Origin of the sequence: Janthinobacterium sp. SUN118 (assembly GCF_030397695.1) — a bacterium.
Taxonomy (GTDB): Bacteria; Pseudomonadota; Gammaproteobacteria; order Burkholderiales; family Burkholderiaceae_D; genus Janthinobacterium.
This window is the reverse complement of sequence record NZ_JAPUBV010000007.1, coordinates 82,361-100,113: the sequence shown is the minus strand read 5'-3', so window position 1 is coordinate 100,113 and position 17,753 is coordinate 82,361. Positions and strand designations below refer to the sequence as shown.

At 64.2% G+C, this 17,753-nt stretch carries 10 protein-coding genes; 4 read left to right on the top strand and 6 right to left on the bottom strand.

The features are described 5' to 3' along the window. Positions 1-91: 91 nt before the first annotated feature. Together O0880_RS27325 and O0880_RS27320 are read right to left on the bottom strand one after the other, a co-directional pair. Positions 92-310: a SlyX family protein gene (locus tag O0880_RS27325; RefSeq protein WP_071326794.1), complete on the bottom strand. Its 219-nt coding sequence runs from the start codon at positions 308-310 to the stop codon at positions 92-94. Between the two features lie 461 nt (positions 311-771). Next, positions 772-2,832 (bottom strand): UvrD-helicase domain-containing protein, encoded by a 2,061-nt coding sequence (locus O0880_RS27320; RefSeq protein ID WP_071326079.1) that lies wholly within the window; start codon positions 2,830-2,832, stop codon positions 772-774. Positions 2,833-3,040: 208 nt separating this feature from the next. Between O0880_RS27320 and O0880_RS27315 the strand changes: the two genes are divergently transcribed. Beyond that, positions 3,041-3,526 carry an SRPBCC family protein gene (locus O0880_RS27315; protein ID WP_071326078.1) on the top strand — a complete coding sequence of 162 codons (486 nt, stop codon included), beginning with the start codon at positions 3,041-3,043 and terminating at the stop codon, positions 3,524-3,526. A gap of 115 nt (positions 3,527-3,641) precedes the next feature. Here the strand turns inward: O0880_RS27315 and O0880_RS27310 are convergent, their stop codons facing one another. Together O0880_RS27310 and O0880_RS27305 are read right to left on the bottom strand one after the other, a co-directional pair. Next, positions 3,642-4,763 carry an HD domain-containing phosphohydrolase gene (locus O0880_RS27310; protein ID WP_289889583.1) on the bottom strand — a complete coding sequence of 374 codons (1,122 nt, stop codon included), beginning with the start codon at positions 4,761-4,763 and terminating at the stop codon, positions 3,642-3,644. A gap of 175 nt (positions 4,764-4,938) precedes the next feature. Then, positions 4,939-6,387 carry a dihydrolipoyl dehydrogenase gene (locus O0880_RS27305; protein ID WP_289889581.1) on the bottom strand — a complete coding sequence of 483 codons (1,449 nt, stop codon included), beginning with the start codon at positions 6,385-6,387 and terminating at the stop codon, positions 4,939-4,941. 130 nt (positions 6,388-6,517) lie between these two features. Between O0880_RS27305 and O0880_RS27300 the strand changes: the two genes are divergently transcribed. Next, the gene (locus tag O0880_RS27300; protein WP_289889580.1) at positions 6,518-7,408 is read left to right on the top strand and encodes an ArgP/LysG family DNA-binding transcriptional regulator; all 891 of its coding nucleotides are present in this window, start codon (positions 6,518-6,520) and stop codon (positions 7,406-7,408) included. A 1-nt stretch (position 7,409) separates the two neighbouring features. On the opposite strand, the gene O0880_RS27295 is transcribed toward O0880_RS27300, so the two are convergent. Both O0880_RS27295 and hemE read right to left on the bottom strand, forming a co-directional pair. After that, on the bottom strand, positions 7,410-9,440 hold the full coding sequence (locus O0880_RS27295; RefSeq protein ID WP_289889578.1) for a primosomal protein N': 2,031 nt from the start codon (positions 9,438-9,440) through the stop codon (positions 7,410-7,412). A gap of 870 nt (positions 9,441-10,310) precedes the next feature. After that, complete coding sequence (hemE, locus tag O0880_RS27290; protein ID WP_071326074.1) at positions 10,311-11,396, bottom strand: uroporphyrinogen decarboxylase; 1,086 nt, start codon at positions 11,394-11,396, stop codon at positions 10,311-10,313. Positions 11,397-11,592: 196 nt separating this feature from the next. Between hemE and O0880_RS27285 the strand changes: the two genes are divergently transcribed. Both O0880_RS27285 and O0880_RS27280 read left to right on the top strand, forming a co-directional pair. Next, positions 11,593-13,536, top strand: coding sequence for a S9 family peptidase (locus O0880_RS27285; RefSeq protein WP_289889577.1), 1,944 nt, complete (start codon positions 11,593-11,595; stop codon positions 13,534-13,536). Then, the gene (locus O0880_RS27280) at positions 13,533-17,714 is read left to right on the top strand and encodes a DEAD/DEAH box helicase (protein ID WP_289889576.1); all 4,182 of its coding nucleotides are present in this window, start codon (positions 13,533-13,535) and stop codon (positions 17,712-17,714) included. Before O0880_RS27285 ends, O0880_RS27280 begins: the two co-directional genes overlap by 4 nt. The last annotated feature ends 39 nt before the right edge of the window (positions 17,715-17,753 follow it).

Below are 17,753 nucleotides of genomic sequence, written 5' to 3'. Positions count from 1 at the left end.
GCCTGAAACACTTGCGTCACCAGCAACTACCGATGGTAGCGCGCCAGCCGGTGATGAACGGTTTTCATGCCCTCCACATCAAGATACCCATTTAGTAATGCGGCGGACGCTCGTTGACCAGCCCGCCATTCGCCTGCTGCGCCCCATCGCGCACGTGCTCGCCCAGCTTGTGCAGCATGGCCTCGAGCTGGTCGATGCGCTTGCCCTGCTGGTACACCATCTGGTTCAGCGATTCGACCAGGTCTTCCTGCTGCGCCAGCTTGATTTCGATATCGACGAAACGTATTTCCGTCTGTTCTGCATTGTCCATGGTGCTCACGCTCATTTCTCACTGAAAGCGGCATTCTACCGCCGCCACGGCGTGAACCAGGACAAACCTCCTCCATTCGTCGTCGGACGGGGCCCGATGGCTGCCTGTTCTTTCGTTTGGGCCGACTCAAATCGCTTGACGAAGGAGAACAAACGATTGCAATGACTGCATCCCCCCACCCGAACCAACGCTGAGCGATACGCGCAAGACGGCCGAGTACCGGCGCTGGGAAGATTCCCTGCACGACGTGGCGGCGGCCGCCATCGACGCGCGCATCAAGCACTTGCAACACGGTAAAAAGGACGACTGGCGGCCGGTAGGGGAAAGCGTATGCGAGCTGCGCTTTTGACAGGTCGGGCCCGGCTGGCGCGTGTATTTTCACGAAACCAATCTGGGCACCGTGATACTGGCCAGCGTGCCGAAGGCCACGCCGGACGGCGCCGTGGAAGCGTGAGCGCGATTTAAACTTTCGGCGCGGCCAATAACGCCTTCATGCGCGCCAGGCGTTCCTTGGGCGAAATCACTTCCGCCTCCGTCGGCACGGCGTCGCCCACGTCGAGTTGCATTTCCTTGATGAAGCGCGACGGGTCGCAATGCACTTGCTCGCCGGCGCGCTTGCGCTTCTTGCACCAGGTAATGTGCAAGGTACGCTGGGCGCGCGTGATGCCCACATACATCAAACGGCGCTCTTCCTGGATGCGCGCGGCAATGGTCTCGGCCGGCGCATCGGCGTCGCCCTTGTGCGGCAAAATCCCCTCTTCCACGCCGACCAGGAACACGTGCGGAAACTCCAGCCCTTTCGATGCATGCAGGGTGGACATGCGCACGGCATCCTGCTCCTCGTCCTTGCCCTCGAGCATGGTCATCAGGGCCACCATCTGCGTCAGTTCCAGCACGTTCTTTTCTTCGCCGTCGCGGTCCTTGCCGCCCCGGCCCCGTTCCTTGAGCCAGTTGACGAATTCCAGCACGTTCTGCCACTTGCTTTGGGCTTGCCGTTCCTCGAAGGCATCGTACAGATACGATTCGTAGTGGATTTCCTTCATCATGTCATCGAGCACCTCGGCCGCGTTGTCGCCGCTGCCTGCCGCGCCGGGACGGCTGGCGCGCGATTCGAGGTCGTTGATGAAGTTGCAGAAGTCGCGCAGCGGCCCCAGCTGGCGATCCGTCAGCTTGGCCTCGATGCCGCCCTTGAAGACGGCCTGGAACAGCGAACACTGCCACTGCCCCGAGAACGCCCCCAGCACCTCCAGCGTCGACTGGCCCACGCCACGGCGCGGCGTCGTCACGGCGCGGATGAAGGCCGGATCGTCGTCTTCGTTGGCCAGCAGGCGCAGGTAGCTGATGATGTCCTTGATCTCGGCCTTGTCGAAGAAGCTCTGGCCGCCCGAGATCGTGTACGGGATGCGTTCCTTGCGCAGACACTGCTCGATGATGCGCGCCTGGTGGTTGCCGCGGTACAGGATCGCGTAATCGGAAAATTTGTTCTTTCGCTCGAAATGGTCGGCCGAGATCATGATGGCGACCTGCTCCGCCTCCTGCTCGTCCGTCTGCATGCCCAGCACCTTGATCGGCTCGCCCAGGCCATGCTCGGACCATAGCGACTTTTCAAACAGCTTCGGGTTGTTGCCGATGACGGCATTGGCCGCGTTCAGCACGCGCATGGTGGAGCGGTAATTCTGCTCGAGCTTGATGACGCGCAAATCGGGGAAATCCGTTTCCAGCGTCTTCAGGTTTTCCACGGTGGCGCCACGCCACGCATAAATGGCCTGGTCGTCGTCGCCCACGGCCGTAAACATCGGCTTCTTGCCGATGCCCGTCACCATCAGTTTCACCAGTTCGTACTGGCACGTGTTCGTGTCCTGGTATTCGTCGACGAGCAGGTAGCGCAAACGGCGCTGCCACTTGTCGCGCACGGGGCCATTGTTGCGGAACAATTCCACGGGCAGGCGGATCAGATCGTCGAAATCGACGGCCTGGTAGGCGGACAGGGTCGCCACATAGCTGCGGTAGATGCGCGCCGCATTCGCCTCGTCTTCATCCTTGGCTTGCGCCAGCGCCATGTCCGGATCGATCAGGCCGTTTTTCCACAGCGACATGGCGTTCTGGATGCCGCGTATCACCTGTTTATCTGTGGTAATGGCAAGATCTTGCACGAGGGAAAAACAATCGTCGCTGTCCATGATGGAAAAGCGGTCTTTCAGCCCCACGCCATTGGCTTCCTGGCGCAGGATTTTCACGCCCAGCGAGTGGAAGGTCGACACCGTCAACTGCTTGGCCTGGCGCGGCTGTTTCAACAGCTTGGCGATGCGCTCCTGCATTTCCAGCGCCGCCTTGTTGGTGAACGTCAACGCGGCGATGGTGCGCGGGTCGTAGCCCCGGTCTTCGATCAGGTGGGCGATCTTTTGCGTGATCACGCGCGTCTTGCCCGAACCGGCGCCGGCCAGCACGAGGCAAGGGCCGTCGAGGTAGGTCACCGCTTCGCTTTGGGGGGCATTCAGACCGAATTGTGGCGCTTTGGACATCAGGGTATTTCCGGAGGGAACAGCGGCCCATTGTAACAGCGTCGCGCCCGCCTTTTGCACGCTGGCGCATGCCTGAAAAACAGGCAATGGCATTGATATATCGCCATTTGACGCCATTTTGGCACATGGAAGGCGTGCGGCGTTGCCACGCCTGGAGTACCATTCCGCCTATATCGCCCGTGCGCGCCCCTTACCGAATGGCTGTCCTATGAAATTTGAACACCTGATTGAAATCAACGATCCACTCAATCCCCTGATCGACACCTTGTCCCTGGAACAAGTATGGCGCGGCCTCGTCTTGCGTGCCGAATCGCCGAAACTGTTCGTGCCGCACCTCGACGAATGCCAGATCAGCGAACGCAGCGAGAACGGTTTCGCGCGCAGCCTGCGCTACGGCGAGCTGGTGATCAACGACAGGGTGGTGCTGGTGCCGCAGATGCAGGTGCGCTATGAAGTGGCGGCGCAAAAAGATATCAGCAAGTCCTCGCTCGTGATGACCATCGAGATGCCCGACGAGATCAGCCTGTGGGTGCGCTTCCAGTACGACGACGGCCACGATGCGGCCACCGACGCGGCCAACGCCATGTACGACGAATTCCGCCGTTCCGCCTACAAGGAATCGGATATCGACACGGTGCGCGTCATGCGCGAGCTGGCGGCCGAGGGCCGGCTGGACGGCGTGCTGCTCAATTAAATAGGCTATATACGTCTGGATACGTCTGGAAACGTTCAGCGCCAGGCGCCTTGCCGAAGGCAGTACGCAAGTACGACGAGGCAATGCACAACGCCATGGGCGTCTTCCAGGCGCTCTACACCCTGGCGCTGCGGCCCCATAGCTGGTCCGGGCGGAACTGCAATCCCGCCTGCTCCGCGCTGAGCACTTCGCGGATGGCGTGCAAGTCCACGCGCGTGTCGCGCCGCAGCGGCACATCCAGGCGCGCGCCACGCGGTCCGATCAGCGACTGCACATGCGGCGTGGCCGCGCTCAAGCCCTTGCGCGTGACGACGCCGATTTCCCCATTCAACAGTTTCACGAAGGTGCCGATCGGGTAAATGCCCAGCTCGCGCACCAGCAGCGAGGCCAGTGGCGCGTCCAGCGTGGCTTTTTCCGCCATCAGCATCTCGCGCAGGGCCACGTTCGGCAACAGCGGCTTGCGGTAGCTGCGCCGCGACACGCGCGCGCAATAGCGGTCGGCCAGCATGATCAGCCGGGCGCCCACGCCAATCTCGGCGCCCGTGGCGCCCAGCGGATAACCGCTGCCATCGACATTTTCATGGTGCTGCAGCACGGCTTGCAGCCAGGCGGGATCCGTCACGCCGGCCGCGCGCAGCAAGTCCACGCCCGCTTGCGGATGGGCACGGATGTAGGCGCGCTCCTGCGCATCCAGCGGATCCGCCTTGTGCTGGAAATGCGCGTGGCGCGCCAGCATGCCCACATTCATGCTCAGCGCGGCCAGCACCACGCTGCGCAAGGCGGCGTCATCGAGTTTCAGGGCCCGCGCCAGCATGGTCGCGATGACGGCCGTGTCGACGCTGTGGCGCACGGCGAAATCGCCCGCGCCTTGGTTGTGCAGGATGCAGGCCAGGGCCACGTCGGCGTCGAGCGCGACGGCCTCTTCCACCAGTTGCGCCAGCGGCGCCAGTTGATCCTGTGCTATAACTTGCCCGGCGACGATGGCCGGCAAGACCAGCGCCAGGCCGGACGTGGCCCGGTTCAGCATGCGCAGGGCCGACGGCGCCTCCGTGCCAGGGCGCCTCTCGTCATCGCTGGCATCGGCGATCATGCCGCGCGCCAGCAGCAGCTCGATCTGGTGCTCGCTGCGGATCACATGGCCTACCTTGGCCAGCAAGCCGCCCGCCTCGCCGTGCACGTCCCAGGGCAGGGACAGGCCCAGCGCCAGTTCCCCCGCATGTATGCGCCGAATTGTCACATCGTCTCCGTGTCATCGCTGCCACTGCCAGTTGTACCACCCAGGCATCGTTGGCATGAACCATTTGAAATGTTTTTTGCTTTTAATCAATGTTTCAATGTGGCAGCGATGATCGCGCAATCATGTGTGCCTGTCTACATAATTATATAAATCGCAAAGTTGCAACACATTTCCCTCACACGCCAGGCGAGCAATCGGCGCAGCCGGGCGCATGTTCCGGGTCCTTTTCCAGGTGCAGCGCCAGTTCGCGCAAGGCGGTGCGCACGCCTTCCTCGATGACGGGGTGGTAGAACGGCATGTCGAGCATGGCCGGCACCGTCAGCTGCGCCTGGCACGCCCAGGCCAGCAGATGGCCCAGGTGTTCCGCGCGTGGGCCGATCAGCTCGGCGCCGAGAAAGCGCTTGCTGCCGAATTCCGCATACACGCGCAGCACACCCTGGTTTTGCAGCATCACGCGGCTGCGGCCCTGGTTGCCGAACGACACGGCGCCGACGGCGAAGCGGCCCGCGTGGCTCGCGCACAATTGCTGGTAGGTGGCGCCCACCGTGGCGACCTGCGGTTCCGTGAAGGCGATCGTCAGCGGCGTGCGGCGCAAGCCCGGTTTGACGTGCGGAAAGCGCGCCGCATTGTCGCCGGCGATGCGGCCCTCGTCGGCCGCCTCGGGCAGCAGCGGCAATGCATTGTCGGCATCGCCCGCGATGAAGATGGCGCTCTTGCCGCATTGCATGGTGTGCTTGTCGTACACGGGGATGCCATGGCGGTCGAGGGCGATCTGCGCCGTTTCCAGGCCGATCCGGTCGACATTCGGACGGCGGCCGATGGCGGCCAGCACATACTCGAACTGCTCGGTTTTTTCCTGGCCGGCGCCATCGCGGCTGGTCAGCAGGATGCCGGCCCCATCGGTCGTTTTTGCCACGTGGGCAACGCTGGTCTGAAAGCGGATGTCGAGCTCGCGCGCCAGCACGGCGCCCGCCTCCTGCAGCACGAGCGGGTCGGTCAGCTGCGCCACCTTGGTGCCGCGCGCAAACAGGGTCACGCGCACGCCCAGGCGGGCCAGCGCCTGGCCCAGTTCCAGGCCGATGACGCCGCTGCCGACGACGGCCACCGACTGCGGCAAGTCCGTCCATTCGAACACGGCGTCGCTGGTGATGACGCGCTCGCCCGCCGCCTGCCACTCGGGCGGCACGATGGGCGTGGAACCGGTGGCGATCACCACGCTGGCCGCTTCGACCAGGGTATGTTCATCGACCTGCAGCTTGCCCGGCGCGATGAAGCGCGCATGGCCGCGCAATTTTTCCTCGTCGGCAATGGCGTTGACGCCATCGAGCACGAAGCCGACAAAGCGGTCGCGCTCGCTGCGCACCCTGGCCATCACTTGCTGGCCGTCGATGCGCACGGGCCCAGGATGCACGCCGAAGCCGGGCGCGGCAACCACCGCATGGGCCGCCTCGGCCGCCGCGATCAGCAGTTTGCTGGGCATGCAGCCCACGCGCGCGCACGTCGTGCCGTAGGGCCCGCTTTCTATCATCAGCACGCGCTTGCCTTGCATGCGCGCCGCCTTGTGCGCCGTCATGCCGGCCGTGCCGCTGCCGATCACGGCCACATCCACCCGTAGTGTTTTCATGCTGCTGTCCATCCCGTTTCAGGTTGCTCACAGCATTCGATACTACCCGTTTGCTGAAAATAAGGTTTTACTTTGCAGCAATATATGCATTAGTATAACTAATCATTTTTAGAATTTATAAGTACAGCTAATGGGATCACTCGATTATCGCGCGCTGGCCGTGCTGGACGCCGTGGCCAGCCACGGCAGTTTCGACAAGGCAGCCCTGGCCCTGGGCATCACCCAGTCGGCCGTCTCGCAGCGCATCAAGGCGCTGGAAGACGCCAGCGGACGCCTGCTGATCATCCGGGGCCAGCCAGCCGTGCCGACAGGGCTGGGCCAGCGCCTGATCGTGCATCACCGCAACGTCAAGCTGATGGAAGCGTCGCTCGATATCGACCTGGGCAATAGCGTCAGCATGCCGGAAATCGCCATCGCCATCGATGCCGACAGCCTGGCCACGTGGTTCCCCGACACCTTGCCCGCCCTGCTGGCGCCGCCGCGCTGCCAGCTCGACGTGCGCCTGGCCGACAGCGATGCCGCCTTGCAACTGGTGCGCGATGGTTCCGTCTTCGGCTGCGTGGCGGCCGAGTCCGGCGTCGCGCCCGATGCGTCCGCCGCCACCAGCGTGACGCCGCTGGGCACCTTGCGCTATGTCTGCGTGGCCACGCCCGTGTTTGCGGGCCACTGGTTTGGCGATGGTTTCAGCAGCGAGGCGGTGCAGCTGGCGCCGGCCGTGGTGGGCCAGCACGGTCTGCTGGCACGTTTCCTGGCCGAACAATTACAGCTGCGCGCACCGTTTCCGCACCACAGCTTGCCGGTGGAAACGGCGCGCCGCGCCTGCATCCAGGACAGCCTGGCCTACGGCCTGGTGCCGCAGCGCCTGGCCGCGCAAGCCTTGCTGGCCGACCGCCTGGTGGACCTGATGCCGGGGCGCACCCTGGACGTGCCGCTGAGCTGGCATGCATGGACCCTGGACACGCCATTTACCAAGCTGCTGTCGGAACAGATCGTGCGCGCCGGCCGCGATTACCTCAGTTAAATCAGATATCCAGCGGGTCCACTTCCAGCGACCATTTCACGCGCGTCTTCATGGCGCGCAATTCCCCCAGCCATTCTTTTAAAAACGCTTGCAGGGCGGGCCGCGAGGGGGACTCCAGCAGCAGCTGGGCGCGGTCGACGTTGTAGACGCGCGTCATGCTCATGGGAATCGGATCATTGATGGTGACCTGCGGGTGCTCCATGCATTCCTTGGCCGCCTGCAGGAATTCGATGGCCGTGGCCAGCTCGGGCGCTTCCGCGCGCAGCAGGGCCTGGAACAGGTACGGCGGCAGCGCCGCCTGGGCCCGCTCTTCCAGCAGGGTGGTGGCGAAATGGTCGTAATCGTGGTTGACGACGGCGTCGTACAGCGGATGGCGCGCATAGCGCGTCTGGATCAGCACTTCGGAAACGCTGCCGCCCTCCGTCTGCGCCGCCCGTCCGGCCCGGCCCGCCACCTGCATCAGCTGGGCGAACAACCGCTCGCTGGCACGGTAATCCTGGGAAAACAGGGCCGTGTCCGGATTCAATATGCCGACCAGCGTCAGTTTCTTGAAGTCGTGGCCCTTGGCCACCATCTGCGTGCCGATCAGGATATCCACTTCACCGCGGTGCACGGCATCGAACGCTTCCTGCGCGCTGCCCTTCTTGCGCGTGGAATCGGCGTCGATGCGCAGGATGCGCGCCTCGGGAAACAATTGCTGCAAGCCTTCTTCCACGCGTTGCGTGCCGCGTCCCAGCGGCTGCAAGTCGACGTTGCCGCAGGTAGGACAGTGACGGGGGATGCGCAATTCCAGGCTGCAATGATGGCAGCGCAAGCGGTGCTCGGGCTTGTGCAGCACCATGAACGAGGTGCAACGCGTGCAATTGCTGATCCAGCCGCACGATTCGCAGCAGATGACGGGAGAATAGCCGCGCCGGTTCAGGAACAGCAGCGACTGCTCGCCGCGCTCCATGCGCAGCTTCAATGCCGCCACCAGGTGCGACGTCAAGCCATCTTTCGGCTTGTCGCGCTCCATGTCGAGTATCTTGACGCGCGGCAAGACGGCATTCTTGACGGCCCGCTCGCGCAATTCCAGCTTGCGGTAGCGCCCCGTCTGCGCATGGTGCCAGCTTTCCAGCGACGGCGTGGCCGAACCGAGCACGATGGGAATCTGCAATTGCCAGGCGCGCCACACGGCCAGGTCGCGCGCCGAATAGCGCAAGCCTTCCTGCTGCTTGTAGGACGGGTCGTGCTCCTCGTCGATGACGATCAGCTTGAGCTGCGGCAAGGACGCCAGGATGGCCAGGCGCGTGCCGAGCACGATGCGCGCCTGGCCCTGGTGGGCGGCCAGCCAGTGCAGCATGCGCTCGCCTTCGGACAGGCTGCTGTGCAGGGTGGCCAGCATGACGCCAGGAAAGCGCGCGCGGATATTGCCTTCGAGCTGGGGCGTGAGGTTGATTTCCGGCACCAGGATCAGGATTTGCGCCGCCTCGTCGCGCGCCAGCACCTGGGCGCACGCCTGCAGATACACTTCCGTCTTGCCGCTGCCCGTCACGCCATACAGCAGGGTCGGTTGAAAACCCTGGGCGCCGCCGATGGCGTCGGCCGCTTCCTGCTGCGCCGGATTGAGCGCCGGCATGTTCAGCGGCGTGCCGTCATGCGCGTCGGCCAGCTTGGCCAGCTTCTTGATGGCGCGGTCGAGCGCCACCGTCGTCAGCACGCGCAAATTCTTCGGCAAGCCCGGCAGCGCCACTTCGCCCAGCGGACGCTGGTAGTAATCGGCGGCAAAGGCGGCCAGCGCCAGCCACTGTGCCGACAGCGGCGCCAGCTGGCTGCGCACGGCCAGCACCTCCTTCAATTTCGCGTCGGGCACGTCGGTGCTGTCGGACACGCCGACGATCAACCCCATCACTTCACGCCGGCCGAACGGCACCAGCGCCAGCTGCCCCACCTGCGGCAATGCCGCGTCAGCGTCGGCCGCCGCCTGCCAGCGGTAGTCGAACAGGGCGTTCAGGGGCGTGTCGAGCGCGACTTTCAAGATGCACTGCGGCATGGGTGGGATGGCCTATCTTAATAAAAAAGCATGCCGTGCGGCGATGCGTGAGGTCAGGCATGGCGCCAGCCGGCCATGATACTTGTTTCGCCCGTCAAACGCCTAACGGGGGGCGGCACGAGCAGGCGGACGCCCTCACCTGCCCTGAAGAAAATTCTGTGGATAACTTTGTGGACAAAGCAAAATTAACTTCCAGAATAATGTGGATAGAAAATTTTGACCCTCGTCAAGGGGGCACGAAAGAAAATTTAATCGTTTAAAATCAATCACTTAAAAATCACTGCCCCGGAGGGAAAAAAACCAAGCGACTTTTCCGCCCTCTGTGCATAACTGAACCATTTGTGAATTTTTTTGCATGAGCATCCATGTATTTTGCATGACGCCAATCAAGGATTTCGACATTTTCACTGGCAAAATGGCCGCTTGCCGGGCAAGGCCCGCGAATGCGGCCACGCCGCGGCAGAAAATTGTTTAAATATCATGCAGTGCAACATACACTTCAGGTGAAACCTGAACATGCGCGCTAAGTGCCCGTTAACAAATTACTTTTCAATTTTATCCACAGAATCTGTTGATAACTTTGTGGACAATGAACTTATAAGCCTGCCGGCCAGAAGAACAACCTTGCTCATTGTGGCAAGGATCGTTAATACCTGAAATTTTTATTTCTTAAAAATCAAATACTTGCAGTCATCTCCCGGGCTAGGCTTTTCGACTGCCTTTTATTTCCGCAGTAAAAAAAATTGTGCATAAGTCGGTATTGCCCCAGGGGCGACAGCCATGAAAAAAGGCAGGCTTCCTGTGGGAAACCCGCCTTTTTGCCATGCCAGGCGCCCCAGGGCGCCGCTGATGACGTTATTGATTAACTATTTACTGGCCGCTGCGCATGGCGCGGCTCATGCTGTGCACGGCTTCCACCATGGCTGCCACGGATTCCGGCGGCGTAAACTGCGAAATGCCGTGGCCCAGGTTGAACACGTGGCCCGTGCCTGCCGATGGCGCGCCAAACGCGTTGAGCACTTTCGCCACTTCGGCGCGGATCTGCTCGGGGCTGGCGAACAGGATGGCGGGGTCGAGATTGCCCTGCAAGCCCACTTTGTGGCCCACCAGCTGGCGCGCGCGCGTCAGGTTGACGGTCCAGTCCAGTCCCACGGCGTCGGCGCCGATGTCGGCGATCTGCTCGATCCACTGGCCGCCGCCCTTGGTAAACACGATGGCAGGGATCTTGACGCCATCCTTGTCGCGCTTCAGTTGCGCCACCACTTGCTGCATGTAGGCCAGCGAAAATTCCTGGTAAGCGCCATCGGCCAGCGCACCGCCCCAGGAATCGAAAATCATCACGGCTTGCGCGCCGGCATCAATTTGCGCATTCAGGTATTGCGCCACGGACGTGGCGTTGATGGCCAGGATGTGGTGCATCAGTTCCGGGCGGTTGTACAGCATCTTCTTGATGGTGTGAAACTCTTTCGAGCCGCCGCCTTCCACCATGTAGCACGCCAGGGTCCACGGGCTGCCGGAAAAGCCGATCAGCGGCACGCGGCCGTTCAATTCCGTGCGGATCTGCGTGACGGCCTTGAAGACATAGTCGAGCGTATCGAGGTCCGGCACTTGCAGGGCCATCACATCCTGTTCCGTGCGCAGCGGGCGCTCGAACTTCGGTCCTTCGCCATCGGCGAAATACAGGCCCAGGCCCATGGCGTCGGGCACCGTCAGGATGTCGGAAAACAGGATGGCCGCGTCGAGCGGGAAGCGCTCCAGGGGCTGCAGGGTCACTTCCGTGGCGTAATCGGGATTCTTTGCCAGGCCCAGGAAGGAGCCGGCCCGCTCGCGCGTGGCGCGGTATTCGGGCAGATAGCGGCCCGCCTGGCGCATCAGCCAGACAGGCGTGTGCTCGGTTGGCTGGCGCAGCAGCGCGCGCAGGAAAGTATCATTCTGAAGCGGAGCAAATTGTGGCATGGCAGGCAATCGAGCTTGGAGAAGCGGTATTATCGCACCCAATCGCCGCCATTTCATTGATTCCAGTGCCGCTTTGCAGCATTTGCCATGCACGGCAGCGCTTTCGTTGTGCCTGCCCTTCCATTATGATGATGTACGCTGCCACGCGCCCTGACCCTGCCTGGCGGCCCTTGATCCCACCACACACGGAGCCCGCATGACCTCAACCGCATCCAGCACCCCTTATGGCACCTGGCCATCGCCGATCAGCGCCGCCATCGTCGCGGCCGGCGCCTCGCCGCTGACGCAGCTGGCCCTGGGGGGCGCCGATGGCGGCGATGTCTTCTGGCTGGCCGGCCGCGCCAGCGAAGCGGGCCGCAACACCCTGCTGCGCCAGCGCGGCGCGCGTGTCGATGAATTGACGCCGGCGCCGTTCAACGTGCGCACGCGCGTGCATGAATACGGCGGCGGCGCGTATGCCGTCGCTGGCGATACCGTGTATTTCTCGCATTTCGCCGATAACCGCCTGTACCGCGTCGCCGCCGATGGCGCCGCGGAAGCCTTCAGCGCGGGAGGCAATACGCGCTACGCGGACTTCGTCGTCGATGCGGCCCGCGCGCGCCTGATCGCCGTGCGCGAGCAGCATCCGGAAGAGGGCCATGCCCACCCGGAAAACAGCCTGGCCGCCATCGGCTTCGACGGCAGTGAAACGGTGCTGGCGCGCGGCCACGATTTCTATGCGGCGCCGCGCCTGTCGCCGGACGGCAGCCAGCTGGCCTGGATCAGCTGGGACCACCCGCGCCTGCCGTGGCAAGGCACGGAACTGTGGCTGGCCGACGTGCATGCGGACGGCAGCCTCGGTTCGCCGCGCCTGATCGCCGGCGGCGCGCGCGAATCGATTTGCCAGCCAGAATGGTCGCCGAACGGCTTGCTGCACTTCGTTTCCGACAGCAGCGGCTGGTGGAACCTGTACCGCCTGCACGGCGCCGACATCGAGGCGCTATGCCCGATGGAAGCGGAATTTGCCACGCCGCACTGGACCTTCGGCGGCAGCATGTACGGCTTCCTGTCCGCCGACGAGATCGTCTGCACGTATATCCAGGCCGGCATCAGCTACCTGGCGCAATTGAACGTGGCCGCGGCCAAGCTCGAGCCGATACCGCACCCGTACCAGGAAATCCGCGAACTGCGCGTCGGCCCCGGCTTTGTCGCGCTGCTGGGCGGCAGCCCCACGATTGCGCTGGAACTGGCGCGCATCGACCTGTCGAACCACGAGCTGGAAGTGCTGGCGCAATCGATCGCGCAATTACCCGCGCTCGGCTACCTGTCCGTGCCGCGCAGCTTGAGCTTTCCGAGCAGCAATGATCGCACGGCCCACGCCTTCTTCTATGCGCCCACCAACAGCGACGCGCTAGCGCCCGATGGAACGTTGCCTCCCGTCATCGTCATCAGCCATGGCGGCCCTACCAGCATGGCCAGCAATACCCTGAAGCTGGCGACCCAGTACTGGACCAGCCGCGGCATCGGCGTGCTCGACGTCAACTATGGCGGCAGCAGCGGTTTCGGCCGCGAATACCGCGACGCGCTGCGCGGGCAATGGGGCATCGTCGATGTGGAAGACTGCATCGCCGGCGCGCGCTACCTGGCCGCCCACGGCCTGGCCGACCCCGAGCGCCTGATCATCCGCGGCGGCAGCGCCGGCGGCCTGACGACCCTGTGCGCGCTGACCTTCCATGACGTCTTCAAGGCCGGCGCCAGCTATTACGGCGTATCCGACCTGAAAGGCCTGGATCTCGATTCGCACAAGTTCGAATCGCACTACAACGATTACCTGATCGCCTCGCAGCCGCAGGCCGAGGCCCTGTACCGCGCGCGCTCGCCCATCCACCACACGGATAAATTGTCGCGCCCGATGATTTTCTTCCAGGGCCTCGATGACAAGGTGGTGCCGCCGCAGCAGTCGCAGCTGATGGTCGACGCCCTGCAGGCGCGTGGCGTGCCGGTCGCGTATGTGCCGCTCGAAGGCGAGGGCCACGGCTTCCGCAAGGCGGAAAACATCGTGCGCACGCTGGATGCGGAACTGTATTTCTACCAGCGCGTGTTCGGCCTGCCCGTGCCGGCCGGCGATGCGCCCGTGCAGATCGCCAACTTGCCCGCATGACCGAGCAGCATGTAGACCAACATCTGCTGGACGAGTTCGCTGCACTGGAACAGCACGAACAGATGATCCTGGCCCTGCTGGCGATCGCGGGCGAACCGGTCGGCAAGCATGCCGTCTACGAACACTTGCAGCGCGCCAATGTGGTCGAACCGGACGGCACGCCGTTTTCCCTGCCCGTCGTGACGGCCATGCTGCAGCGGCTGACGCGCCTGGCGCTGGCGTCCGAGATCGTCGGGCGCGGCTTTGCCTGCGAAGCGAAATTGCGCTGGCCCGCCATGCGCGCGGCCATCGAGCACCTGGTGTTCCGCGACCTGTGCCAGGCGATCGAGCTGATCAATCCCGTGCGCCGCAACTGGGATGGCTATGTGGAGCTGCGCAGCTACCGCCAGGGCGTGGCGCGCCTGCGCATCGCCCTGTTGCGCAACGACGAGGTGCGCCACGTGGCCGCCGTCCTGGCCGCCTGCATGGCTTGCTACGAAGCGCAGCAGCTGCATCCGCTGATCGAAATCTTCGGCCGCCCGTTCGAGCCGGAGATGCTGTCCTTCGTCATGCCGCAATTGCAGGATGACATACTGGCCGTGCTGCTGGGCAATGCGCCGCGCGAGCCGGCCACGGCGCGCGCCATCCGCGGCTATGCGCGTGAGCACCACGCGCGCCAGGCGGCCGCCGGCGACCACATCGGCGCCGCCCTGCCGCTGGCCCTGGCCGAGGATGCCCTGCTGTGCGGCGAACTCGACACGGCTGCGCGCTACCTGGCGGGCCAGCAGGGCCCGCAGGTGCTGTTTATCGACAGCAGCATCGCCCTGTTGCGCGGCGAACTCGCGCACGCCGTGGCGGGCTTCGAGACGGCCTTGAAGGGGCTGCGCAAGGAAGCGGGCAAGCGCAAGCTGTGCTTTACGGGCATCGGCGGCCACCTGTATGTGCTGGCACTGCTGCGTGGCAACGACGCCAAGCTGCTCAAAAACGCGGAAAGTTATCTCGACATCGCCCTGCACGCGCAGCCGAACCACGACAGCATCGTCTACCAGCAACTCAATACCTTGCGCCTGGTGCGCGCCGGCGTGCTGCAGGCCGAAGCGATTCCCGCGCGCAACTGGGAAACGGGCTTGCAGGCGCAGCTGTTCCAGGGCTTGCTGTATTACTGGCTGGCGCTACCGCAATTGAGCGAACGCAAACCCCAGCTGCGCCTGCTGGTGCAGCAGGCGGACGCGGCCGGCTACGACCTGATCGCGGCACAGGCGGCCGGTCTGCTGGGCTTGATGAGCGAGCCGGAACAGGAACGCTATGCGACGGGCAAGCGCGCGCAACATGGCTTGACGGATATGGCGCCGTGGTTCGAGCGCCAGGAAGCTTGGCAGCGCCAGCTGAGCGCCCTGATCAACCTGCAGCAGAATGCCCCCGCCGAAGCGCCGGGCGGCGTCTCGCGCCTCGTGTGGCTGGTGGCGTTCGACCCGCGCTTCGGCTTGACGGCCGTGGAAGTGCGCGAGCAGAAACGCGACGCGCGCGGCGGCTGGAGCAAGGGCCGCGCCATGGGCCTGAAGCGCCTGGCCGAAGAGGCGGGCGACATCGATTTCCTCACGCCGCAGGACGCGCGCGCGGCCGGCAGCATCGCGCCATTCAAACAGTATTATTCGTCGGCGCCGCGCTATGAAATCGAGCTGGACAAGGCCGCCGTGCTGCTGGTGGGCCACCCGCTCGTGTTCTGGCTCGACCACCCCGACACGCGCGTGGAACTGATCGCCGGCGCGCCCGAGCTCCTCATCAAGTCGCACGAGGGGCAGCTGTGGCTGGGCATGCAGCCGCCGCTGCCCGACAGCGGCAGCCATGTCGTGGTGCAGCGCGAGACGCCGACGCGCCTGCGCGTCGTGCACATCCTCGACGAGCACCGGCGCATCGGCGCCATCGTGGGGCTGGGCCTGTCCGTGCCCCTGCATGCGGAAAAACAGGTCATGCAGGCCATCAGCGCCATCTCCTCGATGGTCACCGTGCAATCCGATATCGGCGGCGGCGCGGGCGACGCGCAGGCGATCACGGCCGACCACCGCCTGCACGTGCACCTGCTGCCCTACCAGCAGGGCCTGAAAATGCAGATCCTCGTGCGCCCGCTGCTCGACAACGGCGCCTATTACGCGCCCGGCAGCGGCGCCGAGAGCGTGTTTGCCGATGTGGCGGGCCGGGCCGTGCAGGCGCGGCGCGACCTGAACGCGGAGCGCGAGGCGCAGCGCCAGCTCATCGGGCGCTGCCTGGTGCTGGAAGAGGCGGAAGAAGAGCATGGCGAGTGGCTGCTGGGCCAGCCTGCCCTGGGCTTGCAGCTGCTGGTGGAATTGCAGGTGCTCGATCCCGCCAACATCGTGCTGGCCTGGCCCGAAGGCGAAACCATGCGCGTGTCGAAACGCATCGACAGCGGCCAGATGCGCCTGAAGATCAAAAGTGAAAAAGACTGGTTTGCCGCCAGCGGCGAAGTGCAGATCGACGAAGACAAGGTCATGGACCTGCGCGCCCTGCTGGACTTGATGCAGCACAATAAAAGCCGCTTCGTGGCCCTCGGCGACAACCAGTTCCTCGCCCTCAGCGACGAATTGCACCGCCGCCTGTCGGAACTGGCCGCGTATGGCGAGGCGCATGCCGATGGCGTGCACGTCCACCCGCTGGCCGCCTTCGCGCTGGAAGAACTGGCCACCGATGCGGGCGGCGTGCAGGCCGACAAATTGTGGCGCGAACACTTGCTGCGCCTGCGCGCGCTCGACGATCATCAGCCGCAGCTGCCCAGCACCCTGCAGGCGGACTTGCGCGACTACCAGCTGGCCGGCTACGAATGGCTGGCGCGCCTGGCGCACTGGGGCGTAGGTGCCTGCCTGGCCGATGACATGGGCCTGGGCAAAACCTTGCAGGCGCTGGCCCTGATCCTGGCGCGCGCGCCGCACGGCCCCACCCTGGTGGTCGCGCCCACGTCCGTGTGCATGAACTGGATCAGCGAAGCGCAGCGTTTCGCGCCCACCTTGAAGGTGAAGCTGTTCGGTACGGGCGACCGCGCCGACATGCTGGACACCTTGCAGCCGTTCGACGTGGTGGTGGCCAGCTATGGCTTGCTGCAGCAGGAAGCAGCCATGTTCGCGGGCGTGCGCTGGCATACGATCGTGCTCGACGAGGCGCAAGCGATCAAGAATGGCGCCACCAAGCGCTCGCAAGCCGTGATGGCGCTGCAGGGCGACTTCCGCATGGTGGCCAGCGGCACGCCGCTGGAAAACCACCTGGGCGAATTGTGGAATCTGTTCCGCTTCATCAATCCGGGCTTGCTGGGCACGCTCGACCAGTTCAACCTGCGCTTTGCCGGTCCCATCGAGAAAGACCAGGACAAGCGGGCGGCGGCCGGCGCGCGCCTGCGCCTGCGCCGCCTGATCGCGCCGTTCATCCTGCGCCGCACGAAGACACAAGTGCTGTCGGAATTGCCGTCACGCACGGAAATCGTGCTGGAAGTGCAGCTGTCGCCGCCGGAAACGGCACTGTACGAATCGCTGCGCCGCGAAGCGCTGGAAAAGCTGGCCATGGTGGAAGGGCCGGCATCGAAGAAAGCCATCCAGATCCTGGCCGAGATCATGAAGCTGCGCCGCGCCTGCTGCAATCCGCAGCTGGTGGCGCCCGAGCTGGGCCTGGCCAGCAGCAAGCTGGCCGCGTTCGCGCAATTGTTGTCGGGCTTGCTGGAAAACCGCCACAAGGTGCTTGTCTTCAGCCAGTTCGTCGACCATTTGACCCTGATCCGCCAGCACCTGGAGCAGCATGGCGTGGCCTACCAGTACCTTGATGGCGCCACGCCCATGCAAGAACGCAAGCGCCGCGTCGACGCCTTCCAGGCGGGCGAGGGCGATGTTTTCCTGATCAGCCTGAAAGCGGGCGGCATGGGCATCAACCTGACGGCGGCCGATTACGTGATCCACATGGACCCGTGGTGGAACCCGGCCGTGGAAGACCAGGCCTCGGACCGCGCCCACCGCATGGGGCAATTGCGTCCCGTCACCATTTACCGCCTGGTGGCCAAGCACACGATCGAGGAAGGCATCGTCGAGTTGCACCAGCACAAGCGCGACCTGGCCGACAGTCTGCTGGAAGGCAGCGACGCGGCTGCGCGCATGTCGGCCAGCGACATGCTGGGCATGCTGCAGGAAGGCTTGAAAAAATGAACGGGGAAGCCGCGTTCCATGCGATGATCGTTTTTCCCT

Bases quoted from the DNA above. Each gene is read 5' to 3' on its own strand.
- O0880_RS27300 (WP_289889580.1), top strand. From the start codon at position 6,518: ATGGGATCACTCGATTATCGCGCGCTGGCCGTGCTGGACGCCGTGGCC.
- O0880_RS27280 (WP_289889576.1), top strand. From the start codon at position 13,533: ATGACCGAGCAGCATGTAGACCAACATCTGCTGGACGAGTTCGCTGCA.
- O0880_RS27285 (WP_289889577.1), top strand. From the start codon at position 11,593: ATGACCTCAACCGCATCCAGCACCCCTTATGGCACCTGGCCATCGCCG.
- O0880_RS27315 (WP_071326078.1), top strand. From the start codon at position 3,041: ATGAAATTTGAACACCTGATTGAAATCAACGATCCACTCAATCCCCTG.
- O0880_RS27325 (WP_071326794.1), bottom strand. From the start codon at position 310: ATGGACAATGCAGAACAGACGGAAATACGTTTCGTCGATATCGAAATC.
- hemE (WP_071326074.1), bottom strand. From the start codon at position 11,396: ATGCCACAATTTGCTCCGCTTCAGAATGATACTTTCCTGCGCGCGCTG.
- O0880_RS27295 (WP_289889578.1), bottom strand. From the start codon at position 9,440: ATGCCGCAGTGCATCTTGAAAGTCGCGCTCGACACGCCCCTGAACGCC.
- O0880_RS27320 (WP_071326079.1), bottom strand. From the start codon at position 2,832: ATGTCCAAAGCGCCACAATTCGGTCTGAATGCCCCCCAAAGCGAAGCG.
- O0880_RS27305 (WP_289889581.1), bottom strand. From the start codon at position 6,387: ATGAAAACACTACGGGTGGATGTGGCCGTGATCGGCAGCGGCACGGCC.